Genomic DNA, 23,068 nt, shown 5'->3' on the forward strand with positions numbered 1-23,068 from the left:
ATTATACCGTAGAAAAAATGCAGTTTGAGCAAAGATGCTGAAGGCGGACTGTAAAAATTTTAAGTTTTTCGCTTTACCTAGTAGAATGGTAAGTTAACTTTAATCTTATTCGGATTTTTTTCGGTAAGACATTGCTAATTCAGACGGTTTATTTTGAGGATAAAAAGTGGAACTCAGCGGCGGCGAAATCATCGTTAGATGCCTGAAAGACGAAGGCGTGGAGTATATATTTGGTTATCCGGGTGGCGCGGTATTGCACCTGTATGATGCTATTTTTCAGCAGGATGACGTCCAGCATATTCTGGTAAGACACGAACAGGCGGCAACCCATGCGGCAGACGCTTATGCGCGTGCAACCGGCAAGCCTGGCGTTGTGCTGGTGACATCAGGTCCAGGGGCGACCAATGCGGTTACCGGCATTGCGACAGCTTACATGGATTCCATACCGATGGTCGTCATTTCAGGCCAGGTTCCAACGGCTGTGATTGGCAGCGATGCATTCCAGGAAGTGGATATGGTCGGCATTACCCGGCCTTGCGTTAAACACAATTTTTTGGTGAAAAGGACCGAAGATATTGCCGAAACCATGAAAAAGGCCTTTTATGTCGCGACGACAGGTCGTCCCGGTCCGGTTGTGGTGGATATTCCTAAGGATATTACGGATCCGGGTTATAAGATTCCTTATCATTATCCTGAAACCATTCACATGCGCTCGTATAATCCTGCAGTGATGGGGCATAAGGGGCAAATCAAAAAAGCCGTTGGTTTGTTATTGCAAGCGAAACGGCCCATTATTTATGCCGGCGGTGGTGTTATTTTGGGTGAGGCCTGTGAGGAATTGAGAGAAATAACCCGGTTGTTGGGGTTTCCAATTACCAATACACTGATGGGGTTAGGCAGTTTTCCGGCAACCGATAAACAATTCGTCGGCATGCTGGGTATGCATGGCACGTATGAAGCTAATTTGGCAATGCACGAAAGCGATGTGATTCTGGCCGTCGGTGCACGCTTCGATGATCGTGTAACCGGCAAGATTGCCGAGTTTTGTCCCTATGCCAAAATTATTCATATTGATGTTGATCCGGCGTCGATTTCTAAAACGGTAATGGTTGATGTACCGATTGTCGGGCAAGTGAAACCCGTTTTGCAACAAATGATCGATTTGATTCAGGATAGCAAAATGAGGCCATCTGAAGATGCCTTATCGGCCTGGTGGAGTCAAATTGATAACTGGCGCAGTATTGATTGTTTAGCCTATGATCGTAACAGCGAAATCATCAAACCGCAGTATGTGATAGAGCAGCTCTATCAGGTGACTCAGGGTGATGCTTATATTACGTCAGATGTGGGGCAGCATCAGATGTTTGCCGCGCAGTTTTATCCCTTTGACAAGCCGCGTCGCTGGATCAACTCGGGTGGCCTTGGCACGATGGGGTTTGGATTGCCGGCAGCAATAGGCGTTAAATTGGCTTTTCCCGATGCTGATGTCGCGTGTATTACAGGCGAGGCAAGTATCCAGATGTGTATTCAGGAATTAGCGACAGCGCTGCAATATGATGCGCCGGTCAAAATTATCAACCTGAACAACCGGTATATGGGGATGGTGAGACAATGGCAAGAGTTTAATTACAGCGGTCGTTATTCGCATTCTTATATGGATACCATTCCTGATTTTGTCAAACTGGCAGAATCTTATGGCCATGTTGGGATTCGCATCGAAAAGCCAGGTGAGGTCAAAGAGGCAATAGAACAAGCATTTGCCATGAAGGACAGAACCGTATTTTTAGACTTTATGACAGATAGAGAAGAAAATGTTTATCCTATGATTGAGGCTGGGAAAGCGCATCATGATATGAAGCTACGGGTCGCGCCAAGTGCAAAAACCGAGAGGGAGTTGGCCTGATGAGACATATTATTTCTATTCTGATCGAGAATGAAGCAGGCGCTCTATCTCGGGTTGCCGGTTTGTTTTCCGCCCGTGGCTATAATATTGAATCATTGACCGTAGCGCCTACTGAAGACCCGAGTCTATCACGCATGACATTGGTGACGCGCGGTAACGATCATGTTATCGAGCAGATTACCAAGCAGCTGAACAAGTTGATTGATGTTGTCAAATTGATTGATTTGGCTGAAGCGGTACATATTGAACGGGAATTGATGCTGGTCAAAATTCATACGACAGAAAACAGTCGCGCCGAAGTGAAGCGCTTAAACGATATTTTTCGCGGTAAGATCATCGATGTCACGGCAACCAGCTATGTCGTTGAAATGACAGGTCCATCCGATAAACTGGATGCTTTTATTCATTCTTTGGATCCTGAAAGTATTATCGAAGTGGTTCGTTCCGGGCCGACGGGTATTTCCCGCGGTGAAAAAGGCTTACACTTATAACCCTTATATTAACTTTTAAAAAACGAGAAAAACCTATGCAAGTTTATTACGATAAAGATGCCGATCTTTCTATCATCCAGTCCAAAAAAGTCGCCATTATCGGTTATGGTTCACAAGGCCACGCCCATGCCAATAACCTGAAAGACTCAGGTGTTGATGTGGTTGTTGGCTTGAGAGCGAATTCTGCTTCCGTAGCGAAAGCGGAAGCGGCCGGCTTGACGGTAAAAGAAGTGCCTGAAGCCGTTCAAGGAGCGGATGTCGTTATGATTTTGACGCCAGATGAATTTCAATCGCAACTGTACAAAACTGTGATTGAGCCTAATTTGAAGCAAGGTGCTGCGTTGGCTTTTGCACATGGTTTCGCTATTCTCTATAACCAAATCGTGCCACGTTCCGATTTGGATGTCATCATGATTGCTCCGAAAGCACCGGGTCATACCGTGCGTTCGGAATTTGTCCGTGGCGGCGGTATTCCTGACTTAATCGCGATTCATCAGGATGCCTCAGGCAAGGCTAAAGATATTTGTTTGTCTTATGCTTCGGCTATCGGTGGTGGTCGCTCCGGCATTATCGAAACTACCTTCCGTGATGAAACCGAAACTGATTTGTTTGGTGAGCAGGCGGTATTATGCGGCGGTGCGGTCGAACTGGTAAAAGCCGGTTTTGAAACACTCGTCGAGGCGGGTTACGAGCCGGAAATGGCTTATTTCGAGTGTCTGCATGAGTTAAAGCTGATTGTGGATTTGATGTTTGAAGGTGGTATCGCCAACATGAACTATTCCATTTCTAACAATGCAGAATATGGCGAATATGTAACTGGCCCTAAAGTCATCAACGAGGAAAGTCGTCAAGCTATGCGTGAAGCCTTGAAAAATATTCAAACCGGTGAGTATGCCAAACGCTTTATTCTGGAAGGGATGACGAATTACCCTGAAATGACGGCTAGACGTCGGTTAAATGCCGAGCATCCAATCGAACAAGTCGGTGCCAAGCTTCGTGCCATGATGCCATGGATTGAAGCGAATAAAATTGTTGATAAGGACAAAAACTAATCACAGTATTGCAGACCTGGCGGGGCTATCGTCGGGTTGTTTTGTAATTGTTTTCTAATTTGAACAACATTTGAGCAACGCAAATCATGAGTAAACCAAAAAAAGTCGCACTATTAACTGCGGGAGGCCTGGCGCCGTGTTTGAGTTCAGCTATTGGCAGCCTGATAGAGCGCTATACTGAAATTGATCCAAGTATCGAAATCATCTGTTACCACGGTGGTTATAAAGGCCTGTTGTTGGGCGATTATTATCAAGTAACGCCTGAAATTCGCAAAAAGGCTGGCCTCTTGCACCGTTTCGGTGGATCTCCCATCGGTAATAGTCGGGTTAAATTGACCAATGTAGCCGATTGTGTGAAACGCGGTCTGGTTAAAGAAGGCGAAGATCCGCAAAAAGTAGCGGCTGACCAGCTGATTAAAGATGGTGTTGATGTGCTGCACACCATTGGTGGCGATGACACCAACACTGCGGCAGCCGATCTGGCGGCGTTTTTGGCTGATAATAATTATCCATTGACGGTCATTGGCTTGCCTAAAACTATTGATAATGATGTGTTCCCGATTAAACAATCGTTGGGTGCCTGGACAGCAGCCGAGCAGGGTGCGCGTTATTTTCAGAATGTTGTTGCCGAAAACAATGCCAATCCGCGTATGTTGATTGTGCATGAGGTCATGGGGCGCAGTTGTGGCTGGTTGACAGCGGCAACCGCGGTTGAATATCGCAAATTACTGGATCGTGCCGAATGGTTGCCTGAAATTGGTTTGGATCGGAATGCATTCGAGGTGCATGGCGTGTTTATTCCTGAAATGGACATCGATTTGGCGGCCGAGGCGAAGCGTCTGCGTGCCGTGATGGATAAACATGACGCTGTTAATATTTTCATTTCCGAAGGTGCTGGTGTCGAGTCGATTGTCGCCGAAATGGAAGCACAGGGTCAGGAAGTCCCGCGTGATGCCTTCGGTCATGTCAAACTGGATGCGGTTAACCCTGGCAAATGGTTTGCAGAACAATTCGCCGACATGATTGGAGCGGAAAAGACCCTGGTGCAAAAATCAGGTTATTTTTCACGCGCGGCGGCAGCAAATGTCGAAGATATTCGTTTGATAAAATCCTGTGCCGATTTAGCGGTCGAGTGTGCCTTACGCGGTGAGGCCGGCGTCATCGGTCATGATGAAGACAATAACGATATCCTGCGGGCGATTGAATTTCCAAGAATCAAAGGTGGTAAGCCATTCAATATTGATGAACCCTGGTTTAATGAGTTACTTGCGTCCATCGGACAAAGCAAAGGGGCTAAGGTCGAAACGAGCCATTAAACGTCGTCAATTGTGTGACAATAAAAAAGCCCGTCAATTGATGGGCTTTTTTTGTGGTCGAGCTATTCGGTTTAAGATTTGCTTCTGCCAAAATGAACAAATTGCAGTAAAATGACCTACTTAAATCATCGAGTTGTTTAAAATGAACGATAAAAAATTAACCATGCGTCGCCGAGGAATTTATTTGTTGCCCAACTTATTCACTACGGGCGCCATGTTTGCTGGTTTTTATGCGATTACATCGGCCATTAATGGTAATTTTCATAATGCCGCTATTTCCCTGTTTGTCGCGATGATCCTGGACGGTCTGGATGGGCGAGTTGCCCGGTTGACCCATACGGAGAGTGATTTCGGGGTGCAATATGACAGTTTGTCTGATATGGTTTCTTTCGGTATCGCGCCTGCCCTGGTGATGTATCTTTGGGCGCTAGGGTCATTAGGAAAATTAGGCTTGTTTGCCGCCTTTGTTCATGCCGCAGGCGGTGCGCTCCGATTGGCGCGTTTTAATACCCAGGTTGAAGTAGCCGATAAACGCTATTTTCAAGGGTTGCCTAGTCCAGCGGCAGCGGCTGTTTTAGCGGGAGGGCTATGGTTCTGTCTGGAGTTTCAATACGATCCGGCTGATTTTAAATATTTGGTTATGGTGGTCACAATTGCAACGGGCTTGTTGATGGTGAGCAATTTTCGTTATTCCAGTTTCAAGGAAATCGATCCTAAGCGAAAAGTACCCTTTTTTGTTGCCATCGTTATCATGTTGGCAGTCGGCTTTATTATGGCGCAGCCACAAAGCATGCTATTTGTATTGGCCGTAGGATATGCGCTGTCCGGACCGATTGTTACATTAGTGCTGAGAAAAAAATGGCAGCGGCGTAAAAGTGAAGAAAACAGTGAGTAATGCTTTATTTCTAGGAGGCTGTCGGGGTATGGAGGATTCTAGTTCGGCGGCCTCTTAGTAAGCGCTAATTGATGTTACGCAGTGACTTTATGGATTTCTTAGTTTCCACTGCGTTACCCCGGAATGACGATTCCCAAGAAATTTCGGTAAGCGGTGATGATCAGGCTCGAACGGGTCTAATGAATAGACACTTCAGACCATTGAGAACACAGAGAATGAAATCGTGCAGCAAGGATGAACAACAAATGTTTCTACAGGGGCGTTAATAACTGAATGAATCCAGATCAGTCAATGGAATTAAACGATACAATATAACGATGCGTGCGCTGTGATCTCTGTGTCGATAAAAGAGAGAGGCCAGAGATGACTTTTTCTTTCACAGTAATGATGAATGGAAGATTATGGGAATGAGGGAAGTGCCGCTGCGTAACATCAGTTGATAATGAAAAGTGGATGCGGTATGTGTTTCGGCTTGTTCGAATTAAGGCAATACGATATAGTTAAGACTATGGATTATCAAAAACCGTCGCAATTTCAATACTTATTCAATGTTGTCAACAGACGGCTGCGCCTGTTATCCCGCCTCTTGCCCTGATGGGCAATAAAAACTATCTCTTAAATTCGTAATACACTAACCCTTTTTTTAAAATCAACACAGGTTGTTGAAAATTCTTCATGACTGGAGTTTTCATGAAAGACAAATTGATTATTTTTGATACCACACTGCGCGATGGGGAGCAAAGCCCAGGCGCATCAATGACGCGAGACGAGAAAGTTCGTATAGCTAAAGCATTGGAACGACTCAGAGTCGATGTGATTGAGGCGGGTTTTCCGGCGGCTAGCGAAGGTGATTTTGAGGCAGTACAGGCGGTTGCCAACAGCATTGAAAATAGCACCGTGTGCGGGTTAGCACGGGCGCTGGATAACGATATTGATCGAGCGGGCGAGGCCTTAAAGGGCGCAAATAGTCGGCGTATTCATACCTTTATCGCGACCTCTCCGATTCACATGCAGCAAAAGCTGAAGATGAGCCCGGAGCAGGTGATTGAATATGCCGTCAAGGCAGTAAAGCGCGCCAGGCAATATACCGATGATGTCGAGTTTTCGCCGGAAGATGCTGGTCGCTCGGAAGAAGATTTTCTGTGCCGGATTCTGGAAGCTGTGATTGATGCCGGCGCAACCACATTGAATATACCCGATACCGTGGGTTACAGTGTGCCGCATGAATTTGGTGCAACTATCGCGCATTTGATCGAACGGATTCCGAATTCGGATAAGGCGATTTTTTCGGTGCATTGCCATAATGATTTAGGTCTAGCTGTGGCCAATTCCTTGTCTGCGGTGATAAATGGTGCGCGTCAGGTTGAGTGTACCATCAATGGCTTGGGTGAACGGGCTGGTAATGCGGCACTGGAAGAAGTTGTCATGGCTATCAAGACGCGGCATGATGTGTTTCCATGCGAAACCAGTCTGGACACCCGGGAAATCGTAACCTGTTCTAAACTGGTTTCATCGATTACAGGTTTTCCAGTGCAGCCGAATAAAGCTATTGTCGGCGCCAATGCATTTGCACATGAGTCAGGTATTCATCAGGATGGTGTCTTGAAAAACCGTGAAACATACGAAATCATGAAAGCCGAAGATGTCGGCTGGGCGGCTAATCGTATGGTATTGGGGAAACATTCTGGGCGTAATGCATTTAAGAGCCGCATGAATGAACTAGGATTTCAATTCAGTTCTGAGGAAGAGCTTAACGATGCTTTTGTGCGCTTTAAACAATTAGCGGACAAAAAACACGAAATCTTCGATGAAGACTTGCAGGCCCTGATTTCAGAAGTCAGCACCGATAATGATGAAGAAAATGTAAAACTGGTGGCCTTGAAAGTTTGTTCCGAAACCGGTGAAACTCCGTGTGCAACGGTCACTATTCGTATTGGGCAGGATGAAAAAACCGGCTCGGCAACGGGTGGTGGTGCGGTCGATGCCAGTCTGAAGGCGATTGAGGCCCTGGTCAAAACCGGTGCTACGCTTGAGCTTTATTCGGTCAATAATATTACCACAGGCACCGATGCGCAGGGCGAGGTTACGGTTAGGCTGGATAAGGCTGGACGTATCGTCAATGGCCTTGGTGCCGATACCGATATTGTGATTGCCTCGGCTAAAGCTTATATCAATGCCGTCAATAAGCTGCAATCCCAGGATTTTCGGCAACACCCGCAAAGTGGTGATGTCTGATACGGCAGATGATAATAAACGCTTGCAGTATTTGCAAGCGATGGGCGTCAATGTCTGGCAGCTAAGGCAGGCAGTCGACATCGATAGTGATGATCATGCCTTAATGACACAATATGATGGCGCGGTGGTTGGTGACCTGGACGCACAATGGGAGAGATTGCGACAAACTGTCGCCGAATGCCAGCGTTGTGAACTGCATCAAACTCGCACACAAACTGTTTTTGGTGTGGGGGATCGGAATGCCGACTGGATGCTGATCGGTGAAGCCCCAGGGCAGCAGGAAGATGCACAGGGTGAGCCTTTTGTCGGGCCGGCTGGTCAGTTGTTGACAGAAATGATTCGGGCGCTGGGTTATTCGCGTGAGCAAGTCTATATTACCAATATTCTTAAATGTCGCCCACCTAATAACCGGGATCCCCATAGCGAGGAGATTTCGGCCTGTTCTGATTTTCTTGAGCAACAAATTTCATGGGTCAAACCTAAAATTATTTTGGCGGTTGGACGTGTTGCTGCGCAAAACCTTTTGCACAGTAAGCAACCGCTGGCAAAATTACGCGGTGTCGTGCATAAATGGGATGATATTCCCGTTATAGTCATATATCATCCTGCTTATTTATTACGATCATTATTGGAAAAACGAAAAGCTTGGCAGGATTTGAAATTTGCCCGGCACGTTTACCAGGGTTTACAGGAAGGCTATGCGCAGGATATGGGAAAAAGTTAAAGATTTTGTGATTTATGATGCAGACAGAGAATTTTACGCCAAAGTGTTTCCCGGCTCGGTAAGTCCGAAAGATTTGATGAGAATTCGTTACATGGGGCCGGATGACCTTGATGCGGTGCTGGAAATTGAAGGCAAAAATTACAATTATCCGTGGACAGAAGCTATTTTTAAAGATTGTTTAAATGCTTCAAATTATACCTGCTGGGTAATCGAAGACCAGAACCAGAAGGTAATCGGATATTGTATTATTTCAATAGCGGCCGCTGAAGCACATATCATGAATGTCTGTGTTGACCCTGACGCGCAAGGCTTAGGGGCCGGTCGAAAGATGCTAGAGCATATGATTAAATATGTGCGAGGGAAGGCGCAAACGATTTTTCTAGAAGTCAGGCCATCGAACCGGAAGGCTGTTCATTTGTATCAGAGCCTGGGGTTTAATGAGATTGGCATTCGTAAAGACTATTATCCTGCCGCACATGGACGGGAGGATGCTGTCATGTTTGCTTTGGAAATCGTGGCGGAAATTTGAGTGTAAAAAAACTCCCAAAGCTAAATGGCTTTGTGGGAGTGTGAGATAAGCAGCCCATGCTGCTTTATTTTTACACAGGAGGAAAGGGTGAATTTAAGCTTGTTGTTGTGTTTTGTTGTTTGGATTGATGTTGCTGAAGATTGCGCAAGCTCCAAACAGAACAGTTGAAATAATGAATGCACCAGAAATGAAGCTAAAAATTCCAGTGACGAATAACAAGCCGTTGATAATGTCTTTTTGTAATGTGTTCATAATTTTGTCTCCGTTAATTTAAGATGGGCATAGTATAGTTTTGTGCTGAGTTATTGACAATATAGCTAACAGTGCATGGATTGTTTCTATTTTGTTGACAGTATTTTATGCAAATGTCATTTTTTCTGGCTATTTATCGTTTTACGCTGAGTAGTTATTGGGTTTTTTGTTTAAAATTGTTTTGCAGGTCGATAAGATAAGTCAGGTTCTTAGGGGGTAGAAGGAGAGTGCGCGGTGAGTGAAGAAAGAATTAAGGTTTTATTTGTTTGCATGGGGAATATTTGTCGGTCACCAACGGCCGAAGGTGTTTTTCGTGCATTGGTCGAACAGAGACAACTCCAGCATTTGTTTCATATTGACTCGGCAGGAACCCATGCATTTCATGTTGGGGAGGAGCCTGATCCTAGAGCGCAGAAAGCGGCTGGAGAAAGGGATTACGATTTAAGTGGAATTCGTGCCAGAAAAGTCATTTATGGCGATTTTGAGGATTTTGATCATATTCTGGCGATGGATAATGAAAATTTTGCCATTTTGACTGAAGCCTGCCCGGAGGAACATCTGCATAAAGTCCAATATTTTATGGATTTTGCACCGCATGTGGGCGAGCGCGATGTCCCCGACCCCTATTATGGCGGTAGCTACGGTTTTGAACGGGTACTCGATATGGTAGAAGAAGCATCCATTGGTTTTATCAATCACATTTTGGAGAAACACAGTCATGAAAAATAGCTATACAAAACTGGCAGCACTACTGATTTTATTGTTATTAACGCCTTTTGCTCAAGCGCAGGACAAGACTATCAGTCATGTTGTGATTGTCTGGTTAAAGGAGCCTGGTAATGAAGCTATGCGCCAGAAATTTATTGATGCCAGCCAGCAGTTATCAGGCTTGCCTGGCGTTATCAATCGCCATGTTGGTGTTGTTTTGCCCAGCAAGCGCCAACTGGTGGATGACACCTTTGATGTGGCGGTGACGGTGACGCTTAAAAATCGCGCGGCATTGAAAGCGTATTTGAATAATCCTAAGCATAAAAAAATTCTGCATGAAAAGATCAAACCTTTGGTTAATCGTACCGTCATTTACGATTTTGTAACGCCTTAAATAGCAGGAAAAACCATGACCATTATCAGCAATACAGTTGATTATCTTGATCAGGATACGCTTTTAGAGGGTTTTTTTGCCTTTGACGATCAGATTGAAGGACAGCGCCCTGTGGTTTTATACTCTCCGCACATGAAAATAGAGCAAACCATCATGCACCGATAATTTGAAAATTCTCAGTTAAAAGTGAGCGCAAATTGTCGACATGCTTTTCTGGCTCAGAAAAGAATGTCTCGCAGGCTATTTTGAATTCTTTGAATGTTTCATAATACTGGTCATATAAGATTTCTTTCTTGAAATATCGCCAGTACCGTTCAATCAAATTAAGATTCGGCGCATACGGCGGTAAAAACACTAATTCAATTCGCGACATTTCAAGAAATTGTCTGACAGCCTTTGATCGGTAGTAGCGTGCATTATCGCAAATGATGTAAATAGTCCCAGCCTTCGGGTAACGTTCTTCAATCGCCTTACAAAGATCAATCGTTGCCTCGCCATTGATGGTGTCATAGAAGCGGCAGACAGTATCCAGAGAATCGATATTGACTGCACCGTTGACATTGAGACGTTGACGCCCGGTATTACTCTGAATCGTGAATTCCACACCACGCTTAATCCAACCACAAGCCATTACAGGATTATGTTGTGGATGAACACCATCCATGAACAATATCAAGTCTTCGGGCTGCTTGTCTTCCTTTAGTTGTTGATATTTCTCAAGGAACTCCAGTTGGGCTTTTGCATTAGCTTTGCCGGGTATCAGCTTGGGCTTTTTATAGACATAACCCAAGCGATGCAGCAAGGCTGTCACACCGCGTTCACTATAGCGAACCTGCCAACGCTCTTTAATGTAAGCTGCAACCGATTTAGCGGTTAAGTGAAGATTTTTCTGCAGATATTCATCCAACTCGGTCGCTTCTGAAACCGATAAGAAACTGGCACTTCCAACATGCTGAGTTTGTAGGAGTTTAGCAAGACCACCTTTCTTATATTTTCGATAGTAGGTACGGATTGTATTGCGGTCAATGAGAAGTGCTTCGGCAACGTTTGTTGCTGACCAGCCTGAACCTAAAAAGAATGATGGCTTTAACTCGGTCTGCATCACGTTTTTCTCGAAGCTCACCATGGCTTCGCGCAAATCGGCTAATTCAGTCTCTGGAAGGGTGTAATTCGACATGGCCTTATTTTATATATTTCACTCCATTACGTCATCTTTTTATGCTAAATTCTCATTTGCGAAGAGTATAATTGCACATGCTTGGGGCGGACGGGATAGTTTTGTCGAGGGTAAGGCAAAAAACTGGCAGAACTGGGATACCTGGGCTTTGCGTTGGATATGTATGGTAAGGGCGTTTTAGGTTCCGGCCCGGAAGAAAACAGTCGCTTAATGCAGCCGTTCATAGAGGATCGGGCGCTGTTACAACAACGTATATTGGCGGCGCTCACGGCAGTCAAACAACTGCCGTGGGCGGATAACCATAAAATAGCGGCTATCGGTTTTTGTTTTGGTGGTTTATGCGTATTGGATTTAGCGCGGACCGGCGCCGATATTGCGGGTGTTGTTTCGTTTCATGGTTTGTTTGTTTTACCGGATAATCTGCCACAACCTGAAATCAAAGCTAAAGTGTTGATTTTACATGGCCATGATGACCCTATGACACCAACCGAACAGGTATTAGGCATTCAGGGTGAAATGACCAAAGCGGGAGCCGATTGGCAAATGCATATTTATGGTCAAACTATGCATGCGTTTACCAATCCGGTCGCCAATGATCCTGGTTTCGGTACCGTTTATCATCCCACTGCCGATAAGCGATCTTGGCAAAGTTTGTTGAATTTTCTGGATGAAATTTTTACAGATTGATTTAACTGTACCCTTGTGAACACAACAAAAACAGAGATTCTCGCTGAGTTTCCGCAAGGGTGTTTTGAATTAAAACGTTTTCCTTTCCAATCTAGCGATCCATTCCGAGCTTGGGATGCGGCCGATGAATATCTGCTACATGAGCTGGCCGAGAAGCCTTTGGAGCCATCGGCCCAGCTTACCCTGCTGAATGATACCTTTGGTGCATTGGCGATAGCCTTGTCTCCGTATCACCCTGTCAGTATTTCGGATTCCTGGTTATCACATCAGGCAACCTGTCAAAACTTGCGTAATAACAAGATTGCATTAGGGGCTGTTGCCATTTCACATAGGTAACCATAAAAGGCGCAAGCCAGAGCGATAGAGCCTTCAAAATTTCGTTTGAGTTTGTCATATCGCGTGGCGATCGCTCTGAAATGCTTAAGTCTTGCAAACACATTTTCAACGAGATGGCGATATTTGTAGAGACACCAATCCATTTCATCATTTCCCCGAGTTGAATTCTTTTTTCTTGGGATAACAGGAACAGCCCCTTTGTCTTTAATTTGAAGACGTAATGCTTCACTGTCATAGCCTCTGTCAGCAACTATATAGTCACCTTTTGGGAGCTCTGCAACTAATTTCGGTGCTTCTTTACAGTCATGAACTTCGCCGCCTGTCACTGAGAAATGAATAGGAAGACCACAGGCATCAACGGCCATATGAATTTTACTGGTGTTCCCGGCGACAGATTTCCCTATCGCTGTTTCTTGTTCACAGGCCGCACCACTACTATGCTGATGTGCTTTCACAATACTCCCATCAATAAATTCCCATTCCAGGTCTGGATCAACAACCAAGGCGTTAAAAATACCCATCAGTTTTTCTTTACGAGACCAGTCATTGAATCGTTTATATACCGCATTCAATTACCAAAAAGCCGTGGGTAAATCTCTCCAGGGACAACCTACTCGCAAGCGATAAAAAATACCTTCGACTGTTTTTCGAAGACAAGGTTTGTCATAAATTCCCATTTTCAACATAATTATCTTCAGTTTCTCCCAAAGTTCATCCGTAAGCAGTTGTCGCGGCATAGTTTGCTTGTTTTTGAGTCAAATAAACAATCTATGTGGCGGAGTTATTGAATTTCAAGGGGATTTTCAAAACGGCAACAGCCCCTAGAGCAAGTTACGCTGTTGGGCAGTCTGGAAAAGCCGGAAAACGCGATCGATGTTTTGTTGATTAAAATTCCTAAAACGTTGGCTTTACTGGAACATCAACTGCTTGAATTGCGGCCGCTACTTAAGCCTTCAACCCGTATTATCGCCGCAGGGATGGTTAAAAATCTGCCTAAAACAGTTTTTAAGCTGTTTCAGCGTGTGATAGGGCCGACGACGACATCGTTAGCGCGCAAGAAAGCGCGTCTGATTTATGTTTCACCTGATTTAGCTAAAAGTACGCCAAAAAATCCTTATCCTAGTCAGTATGTTTTGGAGAATAGCAACCTGGTGCTGCGTAATCATGCCAATGTTTTTTCCAGGGAGCGGTTGGATATTGGTGCACGCTTTATGTTGCAGCATTTACCGGTTAACCCGCGCTACCGCCAAGTGGTTGACTTAGGCTGCGGTAATGGTGTGTTGGGTTTAATGTTTGCGCGGCAAAACCCGGTGGCTCATATTCAGTTTGTCGATGAATCCTTTATGGCGCTGGATTCGGCTAGAATGAATTTTGAGCAGGCATTTGGCGTCAGTCGACGCGCCGATTTCATTGCTACGGATTGTTTAAGCGGAATTGCCGAAAACAGTGCCGATCTGATTCTGTGTAATCCACCTTTTCATCAGCAGCATGCAGTCGGCGATCATATTGCCCGGCGCATGTTCCGGCAGGCTAAAAAGTGTTAAAGCCGGGCGCAGATTTAATTATCATCGGTAATCGCCACTTGGGCTATCATGTTGTGCTGAAGCGTTTGTTCGGGCATTGTACAACCCTTGCAGCGAATAGAAAGTTTGTAGGGGCTGTTGCCGTTTTGAAAATCCCCCTTGAAATTCAATAACTCCGCCACATAGATTGTTTATTTTGACTCAAAAACAAGCAAACTATGCCGCGACAACTGCTTACGGATGAACTTTGGGAGAAACTGAAGATAATTATGTTGAAAATGGGAATTTATGACAAACCTTGTCTTCGAAAAACAGTCGAAGGTATTTTTTATCGCTTGCGAGTAGGTTGTCCCTGGAGAGATTTACCCACGGCTTTTGGTAATTGGAATGCGGTATATAAACGATTCAATGACTGGTCTCGTAAAGAAAAACTGATGGGTATTTTTAACGCCCTGGTTGTTGATCCAGACCTGGAATGGGAATTTATTGATGGGAGTATTGTGAAAGCACATCAGCATAATAGTGGTGCGGCCTGTGAACAAGAAACAGCGATAGGGAAATCTGTCGCCGGGAACACCAGTAAAATTCATATGGCCGTTGATGCCTGTGGTCTTCCTATTCATTTCTCAGTGACAGGCGGCGAAGTTCATGACTGTAAAGAAGCACCGAAATTAGTTGCAGAGCTCCCAAAAGGTGACTATATAGTTGCTGACAGAGGCTATGACAGTGAAGCATTACGTCTTCAAATTAAAGACAAAGGGGCTGTTCCTGTTATCCCAAGAAAAAAGAATTCAACTCGGGGAAATGATGAAATGGATTGGTGTCTCTACAAATATCGCCATCTCGTTGAAAATGTGTTTGCAAGACTTAAGCATTTCAGAGCGATCGCCACGCGATATGACAAACTCAAACGAAATTTTGAAGGCTCTATCGCTCTGGCTTGCGCCTTTTATGGTTACCTATGTGAAATGGCAACAGCCCCTAATCTTAAAGGTTAGCCGCTAAGGTTAAGTGACGCATATTGCGTCATGCCGCACAGGAATCTGATATGGAAAATCCAGTCAACAAAAAATATTCTTAACCAGCTTTGTCACTATATTGAACAAAAGTCTTCTGCTGACAGTGTTGAAGTCTTAAAAGATTTTGCCCGTCAGTATTACCAGAATGTCCCTTTCGATGACTTAGAACATATTGCGATTGAAGATTTGTACGGTGCGATGTTGTCGCACTGGAACCTGGCTTTGCAGCGCCAGCCGGATGAGCTGAAAATCCATATTTACAATCCCACCTTGGAAGACCACAGTTGGCAATCACCCCATACGATTATTGAAATCGTCATTCAGGATATGCCTTTTCTGTTGCAATCGGTCAGTATGGAAATCAACCGCCAGGGGCTGACCAATCATTTGGTTATTCATCCTGTTTTCAATGTGGTCAGAAACAAACAAGGCGAACTATTGCGCCTGGCAGCCGATGATGAGGCGGCAAGTCGGGAAAGCTTTCTGCATTTTGAAATTGACCGACAAACCGATGTGGCCCGTCATGCCTATTTAAAACAGCGCTTGTCAGCGATATTACGCGATGTGGCTGCAGCCACTGAAGACTGGACGCTATGTGTCAAAAAAATGCAGATGATTATTCAGGAATTAAGCCAGAAGGGAAATGTTGACCCTGAAGAGATCGCTTTTCTGCAATGGCTCCAGGACAATCATTTTGTATTTTTAGGGTATCGTGAATATCAGTTACAGGAACAGCCACCGTCTTCAAGGCTATTTATACCAGTCACCGAAACCGGCCTAGGTATTTTGCGTGACAGTATTGCAGACCCCGTTGCTGGGGCCCAAAATTCAATTTCAGCCGAAGCCTTTAAAAAATCAACGGCCCCAATGTCCTTATCATCACTAAAGCGACTTCACGTTCAACGGTTCATCGCCCGGTATTTATGGATTACATCGGGGTTAAACAGTTTAATACTGAAGGACAGCTCGTTGGGGAAAAACGTTTTTTAGGGCTTTATAACTCGTCTGCCTATTTGACAGAATTAAAAGATATTCCGTTGGTGCGCAATAAAATAAAAACGTCATTCAACGATTCGCCTTTCGACAAGGCTCTCATCAATCCCGCGCCTTGTTGTTTGTATTGCAAACCTTACCGCGTGATGAAGTGTTGCAGGCAGATGAAGACAGCTTGTATCGCTATGTTTATGGCGTGTTGCAATTGCAGGAACGACAACATGTCAAAGTCTTTTTGCGGCAGGATTTATATGGTCACTTTGTCTCTTTATTGGTTTTTGTGCCGCGCGAACGTTATCACACAACCTCCAGAAAAAGATTCAGCAAATTCTCAATGAGGTTTTTCAGGCTAAGCATATCGATTTCAGTGTTCAGTTGTCTGAATCTATTCTGGCGCGCGTGCATTTTATTATTCATACCGATATCGATGAAGAAATTGCGGTCGATGTTCGCGAAATTGAGCAAAAAATCGTTAATGTCTTGTCCGAATGGATCGATTCTTTAAAACAGGAATTGGTCAGCTATTACGGTGAAGCACGCGCGAATGCTTTGTATGAAAGTTATAAAGAGGCTTTTTCGGCCGCTTATCGAGACGAAGTATCGGTCAGAACGGCAATATTGGATATTGAAAAACTCGAAAGTCTGCTCAGCCAGGATTTAGAAGCTAAATCTTTACTCTATAGTCCATTGACCGCGAATAAACATAAGTCCTTACGTTTTAAAATTTTCAGTCGGGGCCAGGTGTCGCTGTCTAAAAGTCTGCCTATGCTGGAAAACATGGGGGTTCGGGTTTGTGATGAACGACCGTATGAAATTCGTAAAAAAGATGACCCCAAAAGTTTATGGATTCATGATTTTGGACTGATTATTGATAAGGACTTATCCGCACTTAATCTGGAAAATCTCAAAGCACGCTTTCAAGATGCCTTTGAACAATGCTGGATAGGGCGAGTTGAAAATGATGGCTTTAACCAATTGGTCTTAAAAGCCAGCGTATCTTGGCAACAGGTCAATATTTTACGCTGTTTTTATTTATATCTGCGCCAAATCGGGATTACCTTCAGCCAATCGTATATTGAAAAAACATTGGCCGACAATCCAGATGTTGTCCGCCTATTGATTCAATTTTTCAATCAACGTTTTGATCCGTCGCTTGAGATCGATGCAAACAGTGACGAAGCATTGATTGAAACGATCAATGCAGCGATCGACACCGTGCAGTCATTAGATGAAGACCGTATCTTGAGGCGTTACCTTAATCTGTTACTGGCTGCGGTCAGAACCAATTACTTCTGTAATCCGCTCGATGAACAGGGTATTCCGTATTTTTCCATCAAATTTGATTCAAACAAGGTACAAGATATTCCCAAACCCGTACCGTATGTCGAAATTTTTGTCTATTCGCCGCGTGTCGAAGGTATTCATTTACGCGGTGGACCAATTGCACGAGGTGGATTGCGCTGGTCCGATCGGCGTGAGGATTTTCGTACCGAAATTCTGGGCCTGATGAAGGCGCAAATGACCAAAAATGCCGTCATTGTGCCAACCGGTGCAAAGGGCGGTTTTGTCGTCAAAAAACTCGATGCTCTGACAGCACGGCAACAACGCGAACAGGAGGTCGTGCAGTGTTATCAGATTTTTATTCGCGGGCTACTCGATTTAACCGATAACCTAAGAGATGGCACGGCGATCAAGCCCGAAAATGTCAATTGCTATGATGGTGACGATACCTATCTGGTGGTTGCGGCCGATAAAGGGACCGCCCGATTTTCTGATTATGCTAACGCCTTATCGCTAGAATACCAATTCTGGTTGGGGGATGCTTTTGCTTCAGGAGGCTCGGTCGGTTATGACCATAAAAAAATGGGCATTACTGCGCGAGGTGCCTGGGAGTCGGTTAAGCACCATTTCACCCATCTGAATATCGATTATGCGAACAAACCGTTTACCGTCGTCGGCATTGGCGGCATGGTGGGTGATGTATTTGGCAATGGCATGTTGCTGTCCGACAAGATTCAGCTGCTGGCGGCGTTTGATCATGCACATATTTTTCTCGATCCTGATCCTGATCCGGCACTGAGTTTTCAGGAGCGTAAGCGGCTGTTTGAACTGCCGGCCGCAAAATGGTCAGATTATGATGTCAGTATTCTGTCTAAGGGTGGCGGTGTGTATTCACGGCAGAGTAAATCGATTCGATTGTCACCCCGGATGATGGAACGACTGAATATCATCAAAAACGAGTTAACGCCGAATGAATTGATTCAATGTATTTTGCGTGCACCGGTTGATTTGTTATGGAATGGCGGTATCGGTACCTATGTCAAGGCGCAACATGAAAGCCACCTGGATGTCGGTGATCGCAGCAACGATGCGGTCAGAATCAATGGCTGCGAATTGCGCTGCAAGGTCGTGGCTGAAGGTGGGAACTTAGGGTTGACACAGGCCGGGCGTATTGAATATGCCAAACAGGGCGGTAAAATCAATACCGATTCAATCGACAACTCAGCCGGTGTCGATTGTTCCGATCATGAGGTCAATATCAAGATTCTACTCAATACCCTGGTGATGCAAGGCGATCTGACCGAGAAGCAGCGGCGGGATATATTGTTGTCGATGACCGATGATGTCGCCAAACTGGTTTTAAATAACAATATTCTGCAAAATCAGGCGATTTGTACCATTGAGCAAACGGCAAAAAATGATATGCAAGGTGTGCAATGGGTGATTGAAATCCTGGAGCAAAAAGCGCATCTGGATCGGCAACTCGAAGTGATCCCCGACAATGACGAATTACGCCAGCGTATTAGCCAGGAACAAGGGCTTTACCGGCCTGAAATCAGTGTATTGTTGGCTTATTGCAAACAAATGCTGAAGCAACAGTTTGCCAAGGCACTGGTGACAGTTGATGAGCCGTTATTTCAACAGGAATTGCAGGATTATTTTCCACAGATCTTGCAAACGCGCTATCCGACTGAAATTCAGCAGCATTATCTGGCCCAGAATATCGTGGTGAACTGCTTGATCAATGCGTTGGTCAACCGAATGGGTATTGTTTTTCCGTACCGTGTTCTCGAACAAAGCAATGTTTCCATAACCAGTGTCGTCAGTGTTTATAAACGTGTTTGCTATATTTTCTCAGTGGATGTGTTGTGGCAGGAAATCGAAGCATTACAGACTCAACTCAGTGGTGAATTGTCTGAAACTCTGTTTGCGTACCTCAGGCGCTTGATTGAGCGTTCCATGTATTGGTTTTTGACTCAGACAAGCGAAACACAGACAGTCGAAATGCTGGATTTGTATTATCAAGGTATTCAGACATTAAAAACTGTGATGCCGACATTGCAAAATGAACAACTGAATAAAACAATTGACCAGCAAGTTGAAGCGTTCATCGAAAAAGGCGTGCCGGCTGTGCTGGCACTGGAGGTAGTTTCCACCGAAGTGTTGTATTTATGTCTGGATGTCGTCTGGTTGCATAAAAAATCCCAAAAACCACTGGAAGAATGTGCGCAGGTCTTTTTTACTCTGATCGAATCACTGGATCTTCTGTGGCTACGGGAAGAAATTTTCAAACTGCCGCAGAAAAGCCTATGGCAAGCTTTGGCAAGGCGAACGGCGAGAGAAGAGTTTAGCAGTATTATTAGTGCCTTGTCGCTATCAGTTCTACAACAACCTGGTCTTAGCGTTAAAGATAGAATAGAAAACTGGTATCAATGTTTTAATCAAGCGGTGGAGCGCTATCGGCAACTGGTAGCGCTGGTTAAATCGGAAGAAAGCATAGACCTGGAAAAAATTACGGTATTGTTGAAAGAATTACAAGATATTGCCGGTTTGTGGCAAGCATCTGAACAAAAGTTGATTTAAGTCAATAACAATGATGCAACTGTTCGTTAAACTATACCCATGTCGGAGGCAAACTGACATGTAGCACTATCCTCTTTAAAAAGATTGTGGATTGTTTTCAGGCAGATTCATTAGAATCTGCCTTTTTTTTATCTGTAGATATTAGGGAGCCCCTTTGTCTTTAATTTGAAGACGTAATGCTTCACTGTCATAGCCTCTGTCAGCAACTATATAGTCACCTTTTTGGGAGCTCTGCAACTAATTTCGGTGCTTCTTTACAGTCATGAACTTCGCCGCCTGTCACTGAGAAATGAATAGGAAGACCACAGGCATCAACGGCCATATGAATTTTACTGGTGTTCCCGGCGACAGATTTCCCTATCGCTGTTTCTTGTTCACAGGCCGCACCACTACTATGCTGATGTGCTTTCACAATACTCCCATCAATAAATTCCCATTCCAGGTCTGGATCAACAACCAAGGCGTTAAAAATACCCATCAGTTTTTCTTTACGAGACCAGTCATTGAATCGTTTATATACCGCATTCCAATTACCAAAAGCCGTGGGTAAATCTCTCCAGGGACAACCTACTCGCAAGCGATAAAAAATACCTTCGACTGTTTTTCGAAGACAAGGTTTGTCATAAATTCCCATTTTCAACATAATTACAACAGCCCCTAAGGACTGGTGTTATTTTCCAGTACAATCTTGCCGAGGGTGTGGCCCTGATTTAATGTTGTCAATGCCTTTTCCAGGTTCTCGGCATTCAATAGCCCCATGCATTGCTGTAAGGTAGTTTTTAAAATGCCGGCATCTACCAGTTGGGCGACTCGGTTTAACAAGCGGTGTTGCTCAATCATATCATCGGTCTTGAACAAGGGGCGGGTGTACATAAACTCCCCATGCAGTGACAGGCTTTTTTGTTTTAATAAGCCGATGTCGATGTTTTTCGGGTCATCAATCAATCCAAGCTTGCCTTGAGGTGCAAGACAGTCCACTAAATCAGCAAAGTGCGCATCGGTATGGGTCAGGCTAGCGACTAAATCGACACTATCAAAATCCAGTTGTTTAAGCTGTGTGACTAATGACTGTTGATGATTCAATATAAAATCAGCCCCCATCGCTTTAACCCAAGCTTGGCTTTGTTCACGTGAGGCTGTTCCAATCACCGTTAATTCGGTTAAATGATGTGCTAGTTGCGTCAACATAGAGCCGACACCGCCTGCCGCACCGACAATCAATAAACGCCCTATGTTATCTGTGCTGACAGCAAGCCTGTCGAATAACAATTCCCAGGCAGTAATACTCGTGAGTGGCAAAGCAGCCGCTTCAATAAAACTCAATGACTCAGGCTTATGGCCGACAATGCGTTCATCTACGCGGTGAAAATCGCAAAAACAGCCGGGCCTATCGATTGCGCCGGCATAAAAAACTGCATCGCCCGGCTTGAACAAGGTTACCCGCTCCCCCACTTCCTGCACAATACCGGCAGCATCCCAGCCCAAGACTTTAAATTCTCCTGCATCCGGCGTTATCCGCTGGCGGATTTTATTATCCACCGGGTTCACCGCAACGGCTTTTACCTCCACTACCAAATCATGCATGTCAGGAGAAGGCTTGGGTAATTCAATATCGCGAAGAATACGGTCGGCTTGATAGGCAATGGCTTTCATAGTCTGTCCAGGGTGTTGTTGAAACGGGTTTTTTGTAACACATACAGTAGTGGACTGCCAGGGCGGATTCGGGCCGATTCAATGACGTCGATTTGAAGCGGGTCGGAAGACTGGCTTAGCCAATGTTGTATGCTGTGGTATTCCGTATCGCCACCGCTGTGGCCGGGGTAAATCAACAGCGTAATCAGGCCGGTTGGGGCGAGTAGTTGCAGGCTGGCATGCAATGCTTTCAGGGTCGATTCTGCTTGGGTGATGATGCGTTTATCACTGCCGGGAAGATAACCTAGGTTAAAAGTAATCGCCTTAATACGTTGATGGAATTGTGACGGCACAGTTTCGGCAAGATGCTGATGGCCGGTGCAATACAGGCTGACTTTGTCCGTTAAGCCTTCATCATGGATACGTTTTCGTGTATTTTCTATCGCTTGTTTTTGGATGTCGAAAGCAAACACATGGGCGGCGTGTCGGGCTAGGAAAACGCTGTCATGGCCATTGCCACAGGTGGCGTCGATGGCGTAATCTTCCGGCATTAAATGGGCGCGAATGATTTGATGCACTTGTTGTGTTAAGGATAAGGGTTTAGTCATAGCGGCGAATATCGCAGTCTGGGGGCAAGGGCGTGTTGTGTAACAAATGGCGAATGAAGAACTGGCTGTAATAAGGAATCTGTAAACTGCCCTTAGCGCCAAAGCCATTTTAAGCCCGGCGATGAAAGCGGGCTGAAAGCGGTCAGAATTTCACCTTTGACTGGTTTTAACGGCAAATAGTTAAACCAGGGATTTTCCAGATTTTCATGGCCTTGGCAAAAAATAAGGCGTTTAACGGTTTGGCCGCGCCATTTTAAAGGTGTAGACAAGTTTAAAGCAGTCGGGTTAAAGCGGCTGTTTATCAGCGCGCCCTGCTGCTTAAACCATTGTCTTAAGTTGGCTAATAATGGAACGGTGGTTAAATAGGCGGTTTGTTGCTGTTGTAAGAACCCAAACGGACTATGAAATCTGTCGCCGGGAATACTGGATTAAAAAAATTCGTTGGCCGGTCATGGCAACTGTGGTCTTTTTTCGCTCATTTCTCAGTGACAGGCGGCGAAGCATATGACTCGATAAAAGGGCTGACCAAAAAACTGGGCTAGTTGACGGTAAAAATAGCGCGCTAGACGCAGTTGTTTTTCGGTATCCCCCTATGTCAACATACCTGTCGCCTAGGAAATTTTAAATCAGGAGACAAAAATGAGCGTATTTAGCCAAGAAAAAAGAAGTACAATCTCGGGAAATGATATCCAGAAGATTGGTGTCTCTAGCAAATATCGCCATACTCCAC

General features: G+C 44.9%; 20 protein-coding genes and 5 pseudogenes. 18 read left to right on the forward strand and 7 right to left on the reverse strand.

What is annotated here, in order from left to right; genetic code table 11:
• The first annotated feature begins 166 nt into the window (after positions 1-166).
• The 8 genes from JEU20_RS13505 (at position 167) to rimI (ending at position 9,145) form a co-directional block, all read left to right on the forward strand.
• Entirely contained in the window at positions 167-1,903 is a 1,737-nt protein-coding gene (locus JEU20_RS13505) for an acetolactate synthase 3 large subunit (RefSeq protein WP_198246651.1), read from the forward strand.
• Positions 1,903-2,394 carry an acetolactate synthase small subunit gene (gene ilvN / locus JEU20_RS13510; RefSeq protein ID WP_198246652.1) on the forward strand — a complete coding sequence of 164 codons (492 nt, stop codon included), beginning with the start codon at positions 1,903-1,905 and terminating at the stop codon, positions 2,392-2,394. Before JEU20_RS13505 ends, ilvN begins: the two co-directional genes overlap by 1 nt.
• A gap of 35 nt (positions 2,395-2,429) precedes the next feature.
• A complete protein-coding gene (gene ilvC, locus JEU20_RS13515; RefSeq protein ID WP_198246653.1) occupies positions 2,430-3,446 on the forward strand; it encodes a ketol-acid reductoisomerase in 1,017 nt (338 codons plus the stop codon).
• An 86-nt stretch (positions 3,447-3,532) separates the two neighbouring features.
• Positions 3,533-4,762 (forward strand): pyrophosphate--fructose-6-phosphate 1-phosphotransferase, encoded by a 1,230-nt coding sequence (locus tag JEU20_RS13520; protein ID WP_198246654.1) that lies wholly within the window; start codon positions 3,533-3,535, stop codon positions 4,760-4,762.
• A 142-nt stretch (positions 4,763-4,904) separates the two neighbouring features.
• The gene (gene pssA, locus JEU20_RS13525; protein ID WP_198246655.1) at positions 4,905-5,657 is read left to right on the forward strand and encodes a CDP-diacylglycerol--serine O-phosphatidyltransferase; all 753 of its coding nucleotides are present in this window, start codon (positions 4,905-4,907) and stop codon (positions 5,655-5,657) included.
• 690 nt (positions 5,658-6,347) lie between these two features.
• Positions 6,348-7,892 carry a 2-isopropylmalate synthase gene (locus JEU20_RS13530; protein ID WP_198246656.1) on the forward strand — a complete coding sequence of 515 codons (1,545 nt, stop codon included), beginning with the start codon at positions 6,348-6,350 and terminating at the stop codon, positions 7,890-7,892.
• Entirely contained in the window at positions 7,885-8,616 is a 732-nt protein-coding gene (locus JEU20_RS13535) for a uracil-DNA glycosylase (RefSeq protein ID WP_198246657.1), read from the forward strand. The genes JEU20_RS13530 and JEU20_RS13535 overlap by 8 nt, the downstream gene beginning before the upstream one ends.
• Positions 8,591-9,145: a ribosomal protein S18-alanine N-acetyltransferase gene (gene rimI / locus JEU20_RS13540; RefSeq protein ID WP_198246658.1), complete on the forward strand. Its 555-nt coding sequence runs from the start codon at positions 8,591-8,593 to the stop codon at positions 9,143-9,145. Before JEU20_RS13535 ends, rimI begins: the two co-directional genes overlap by 26 nt.
• Positions 9,146-9,238: 93 nt before the next feature.
• Here rimI and JEU20_RS13545 read toward each other — a convergent pair whose 3' ends face one another.
• Positions 9,239-9,397, reverse strand: a complete 159-nt coding sequence (locus JEU20_RS13545; RefSeq protein WP_198246659.1) for a hypothetical protein — start codon at positions 9,395-9,397, stop codon at positions 9,239-9,241.
• Positions 9,398-9,631: 234 nt separating this feature from the next.
• Here JEU20_RS13545 and JEU20_RS13550 point away from each other — a divergent pair, with 234 nt between their 5' ends.
• The 3 genes from JEU20_RS13550 to JEU20_RS13560 are packed head-to-tail and all read left to right on the forward strand — an operon-like array spanning position 9,632 to position 10,664.
• Positions 9,632-10,126, forward strand: coding sequence for a low molecular weight protein-tyrosine-phosphatase (locus tag JEU20_RS13550; protein ID WP_281066859.1), 495 nt, complete (start codon positions 9,632-9,634; stop codon positions 10,124-10,126).
• Positions 10,116-10,499, forward strand: a complete 384-nt coding sequence (locus JEU20_RS13555) for a Dabb family protein (protein WP_198246660.1) — start codon at positions 10,116-10,118, stop codon at positions 10,497-10,499. Before JEU20_RS13550 ends, JEU20_RS13555 begins: the two co-directional genes overlap by 11 nt.
• 15 nt (positions 10,500-10,514) lie before the next feature.
• The gene (locus tag JEU20_RS13560; protein ID WP_342590521.1) at positions 10,515-10,664 is read left to right on the forward strand and encodes a hypothetical protein; all 150 of its coding nucleotides are present in this window, start codon (positions 10,515-10,517) and stop codon (positions 10,662-10,664) included.
• On the opposite strand, the gene JEU20_RS13565 is transcribed toward JEU20_RS13560, so the two are convergent.
• Positions 10,651-11,676, reverse strand: coding sequence for an IS630 family transposase (locus tag JEU20_RS13565; RefSeq protein WP_198246661.1), 1,026 nt, complete (start codon positions 11,674-11,676; stop codon positions 10,651-10,653). The genes JEU20_RS13560 and JEU20_RS13565 overlap by 14 nt on opposite strands.
• A gap of 67 nt (positions 11,677-11,743) precedes the next feature.
• Here JEU20_RS13565 and JEU20_RS13570 point away from each other — a divergent pair.
• Positions 11,744-12,363 (forward strand): annotated as a pseudogene (locus JEU20_RS13570) (dienelactone hydrolase family protein); the annotation flags it as partial.
• Between the two features lie 15 nt (positions 12,364-12,378).
• Positions 12,379-12,699 carry a 23S rRNA (guanine(1835)-N(2))-methyltransferase RlmG gene (locus JEU20_RS13575; protein ID WP_198246662.1) on the forward strand — a complete coding sequence of 107 codons (321 nt, stop codon included), beginning with the start codon at positions 12,379-12,381 and terminating at the stop codon, positions 12,697-12,699.
• Here the strand turns inward: JEU20_RS13575 and JEU20_RS13580 are convergent.
• Positions 12,688-13,436, reverse strand: a pseudogene (locus tag JEU20_RS13580) (IS5 family transposase). The gene JEU20_RS13575 and the pseudogene JEU20_RS13580 overlap by 12 nt on opposite strands.
• Before the next feature lie 102 nt (positions 13,437-13,538).
• Here JEU20_RS13580 and JEU20_RS16015 point away from each other — a divergent pair.
• The 5 genes and pseudogenes from JEU20_RS16015 to JEU20_RS15695 all read left to right on the forward strand — a co-directional run bounded on the left by JEU20_RS16015 (position 13,539) and on the right by JEU20_RS15695 (position 20,098).
• A pseudogene (locus tag JEU20_RS16015) lies at positions 13,539-14,395 on the forward strand (methyltransferase).
• Positions 14,396-14,440: 45 nt separating this feature from the next.
• Positions 14,441-15,189 (forward strand): IS5 family transposase gene (locus tag JEU20_RS13590; protein WP_245395263.1). Its coding sequence is split into 2 segments (ribosomal slippage): positions 14,441-15,167 and positions 15,167-15,189, totalling 750 coding nucleotides; the frame shifts between segments, so codons are not numbered across the junction.
• A gap of 61 nt (positions 15,190-15,250) precedes the next feature.
• A complete protein-coding gene (locus tag JEU20_RS15685) occupies positions 15,251-16,231 on the forward strand; it encodes an NAD-glutamate dehydrogenase domain-containing protein (protein WP_198246664.1) in 981 nt (326 codons plus the stop codon).
• A gap of 73 nt (positions 16,232-16,304) precedes the next feature.
• A pseudogene (locus JEU20_RS15990) lies at positions 16,305-16,867 on the forward strand (NAD-glutamate dehydrogenase); the annotation flags it as partial.
• The gene (locus JEU20_RS15695) at positions 16,853-20,098 is read left to right on the forward strand and encodes an NAD-glutamate dehydrogenase domain-containing protein (RefSeq protein ID WP_425356721.1); all 3,246 of its coding nucleotides are present in this window, start codon (positions 16,853-16,855) and stop codon (positions 20,096-20,098) included. The pseudogene JEU20_RS15990 and the gene JEU20_RS15695, both read left to right, overlap by 15 nt.
• Positions 20,099-20,245: 147 nt before the next feature.
• On the opposite strand, the pseudogene JEU20_RS13605 reads toward JEU20_RS15695, so the two are convergent.
• From JEU20_RS13605 to JEU20_RS13620, 4 genes and pseudogenes are all read right to left on the reverse strand, one after another.
• A pseudogene (locus JEU20_RS13605) lies at positions 20,246-20,741 on the reverse strand (IS5 family transposase); the annotation flags it as partial.
• Positions 20,742-20,755: 14 nt separating this feature from the next.
• Complete coding sequence (locus JEU20_RS13610) at positions 20,756-21,751, reverse strand: zinc-binding alcohol dehydrogenase family protein (protein WP_198246665.1); 996 nt, start codon at positions 21,749-21,751, stop codon at positions 20,756-20,758.
• The gene (mnmM, locus tag JEU20_RS13615) at positions 21,748-22,338 is read right to left on the reverse strand and encodes a tRNA 5-(aminomethyl)-2-thiouridylate-methyltransferase MnmM (protein WP_198246666.1); all 591 of its coding nucleotides are present in this window, start codon (positions 22,336-22,338) and stop codon (positions 21,748-21,750) included. The genes JEU20_RS13610 and mnmM overlap by 4 nt, the downstream gene beginning before the upstream one ends.
• Before the next feature lie 92 nt (positions 22,339-22,430).
• Entirely contained in the window at positions 22,431-22,607 is a 177-nt protein-coding gene (locus JEU20_RS13620) for a hypothetical protein (RefSeq protein WP_198246667.1), read from the reverse strand.
• Between the last annotated feature and the right edge of the window lie 461 nt (positions 22,608-23,068).

This window comes from methane-oxidizing endosymbiont of Gigantopelta aegis, assembly GCF_016097405.1.
Taxonomy (GTDB): domain Bacteria; phylum Pseudomonadota; class Gammaproteobacteria; order Methylococcales; family Methylomonadaceae; genus Methylomarinum.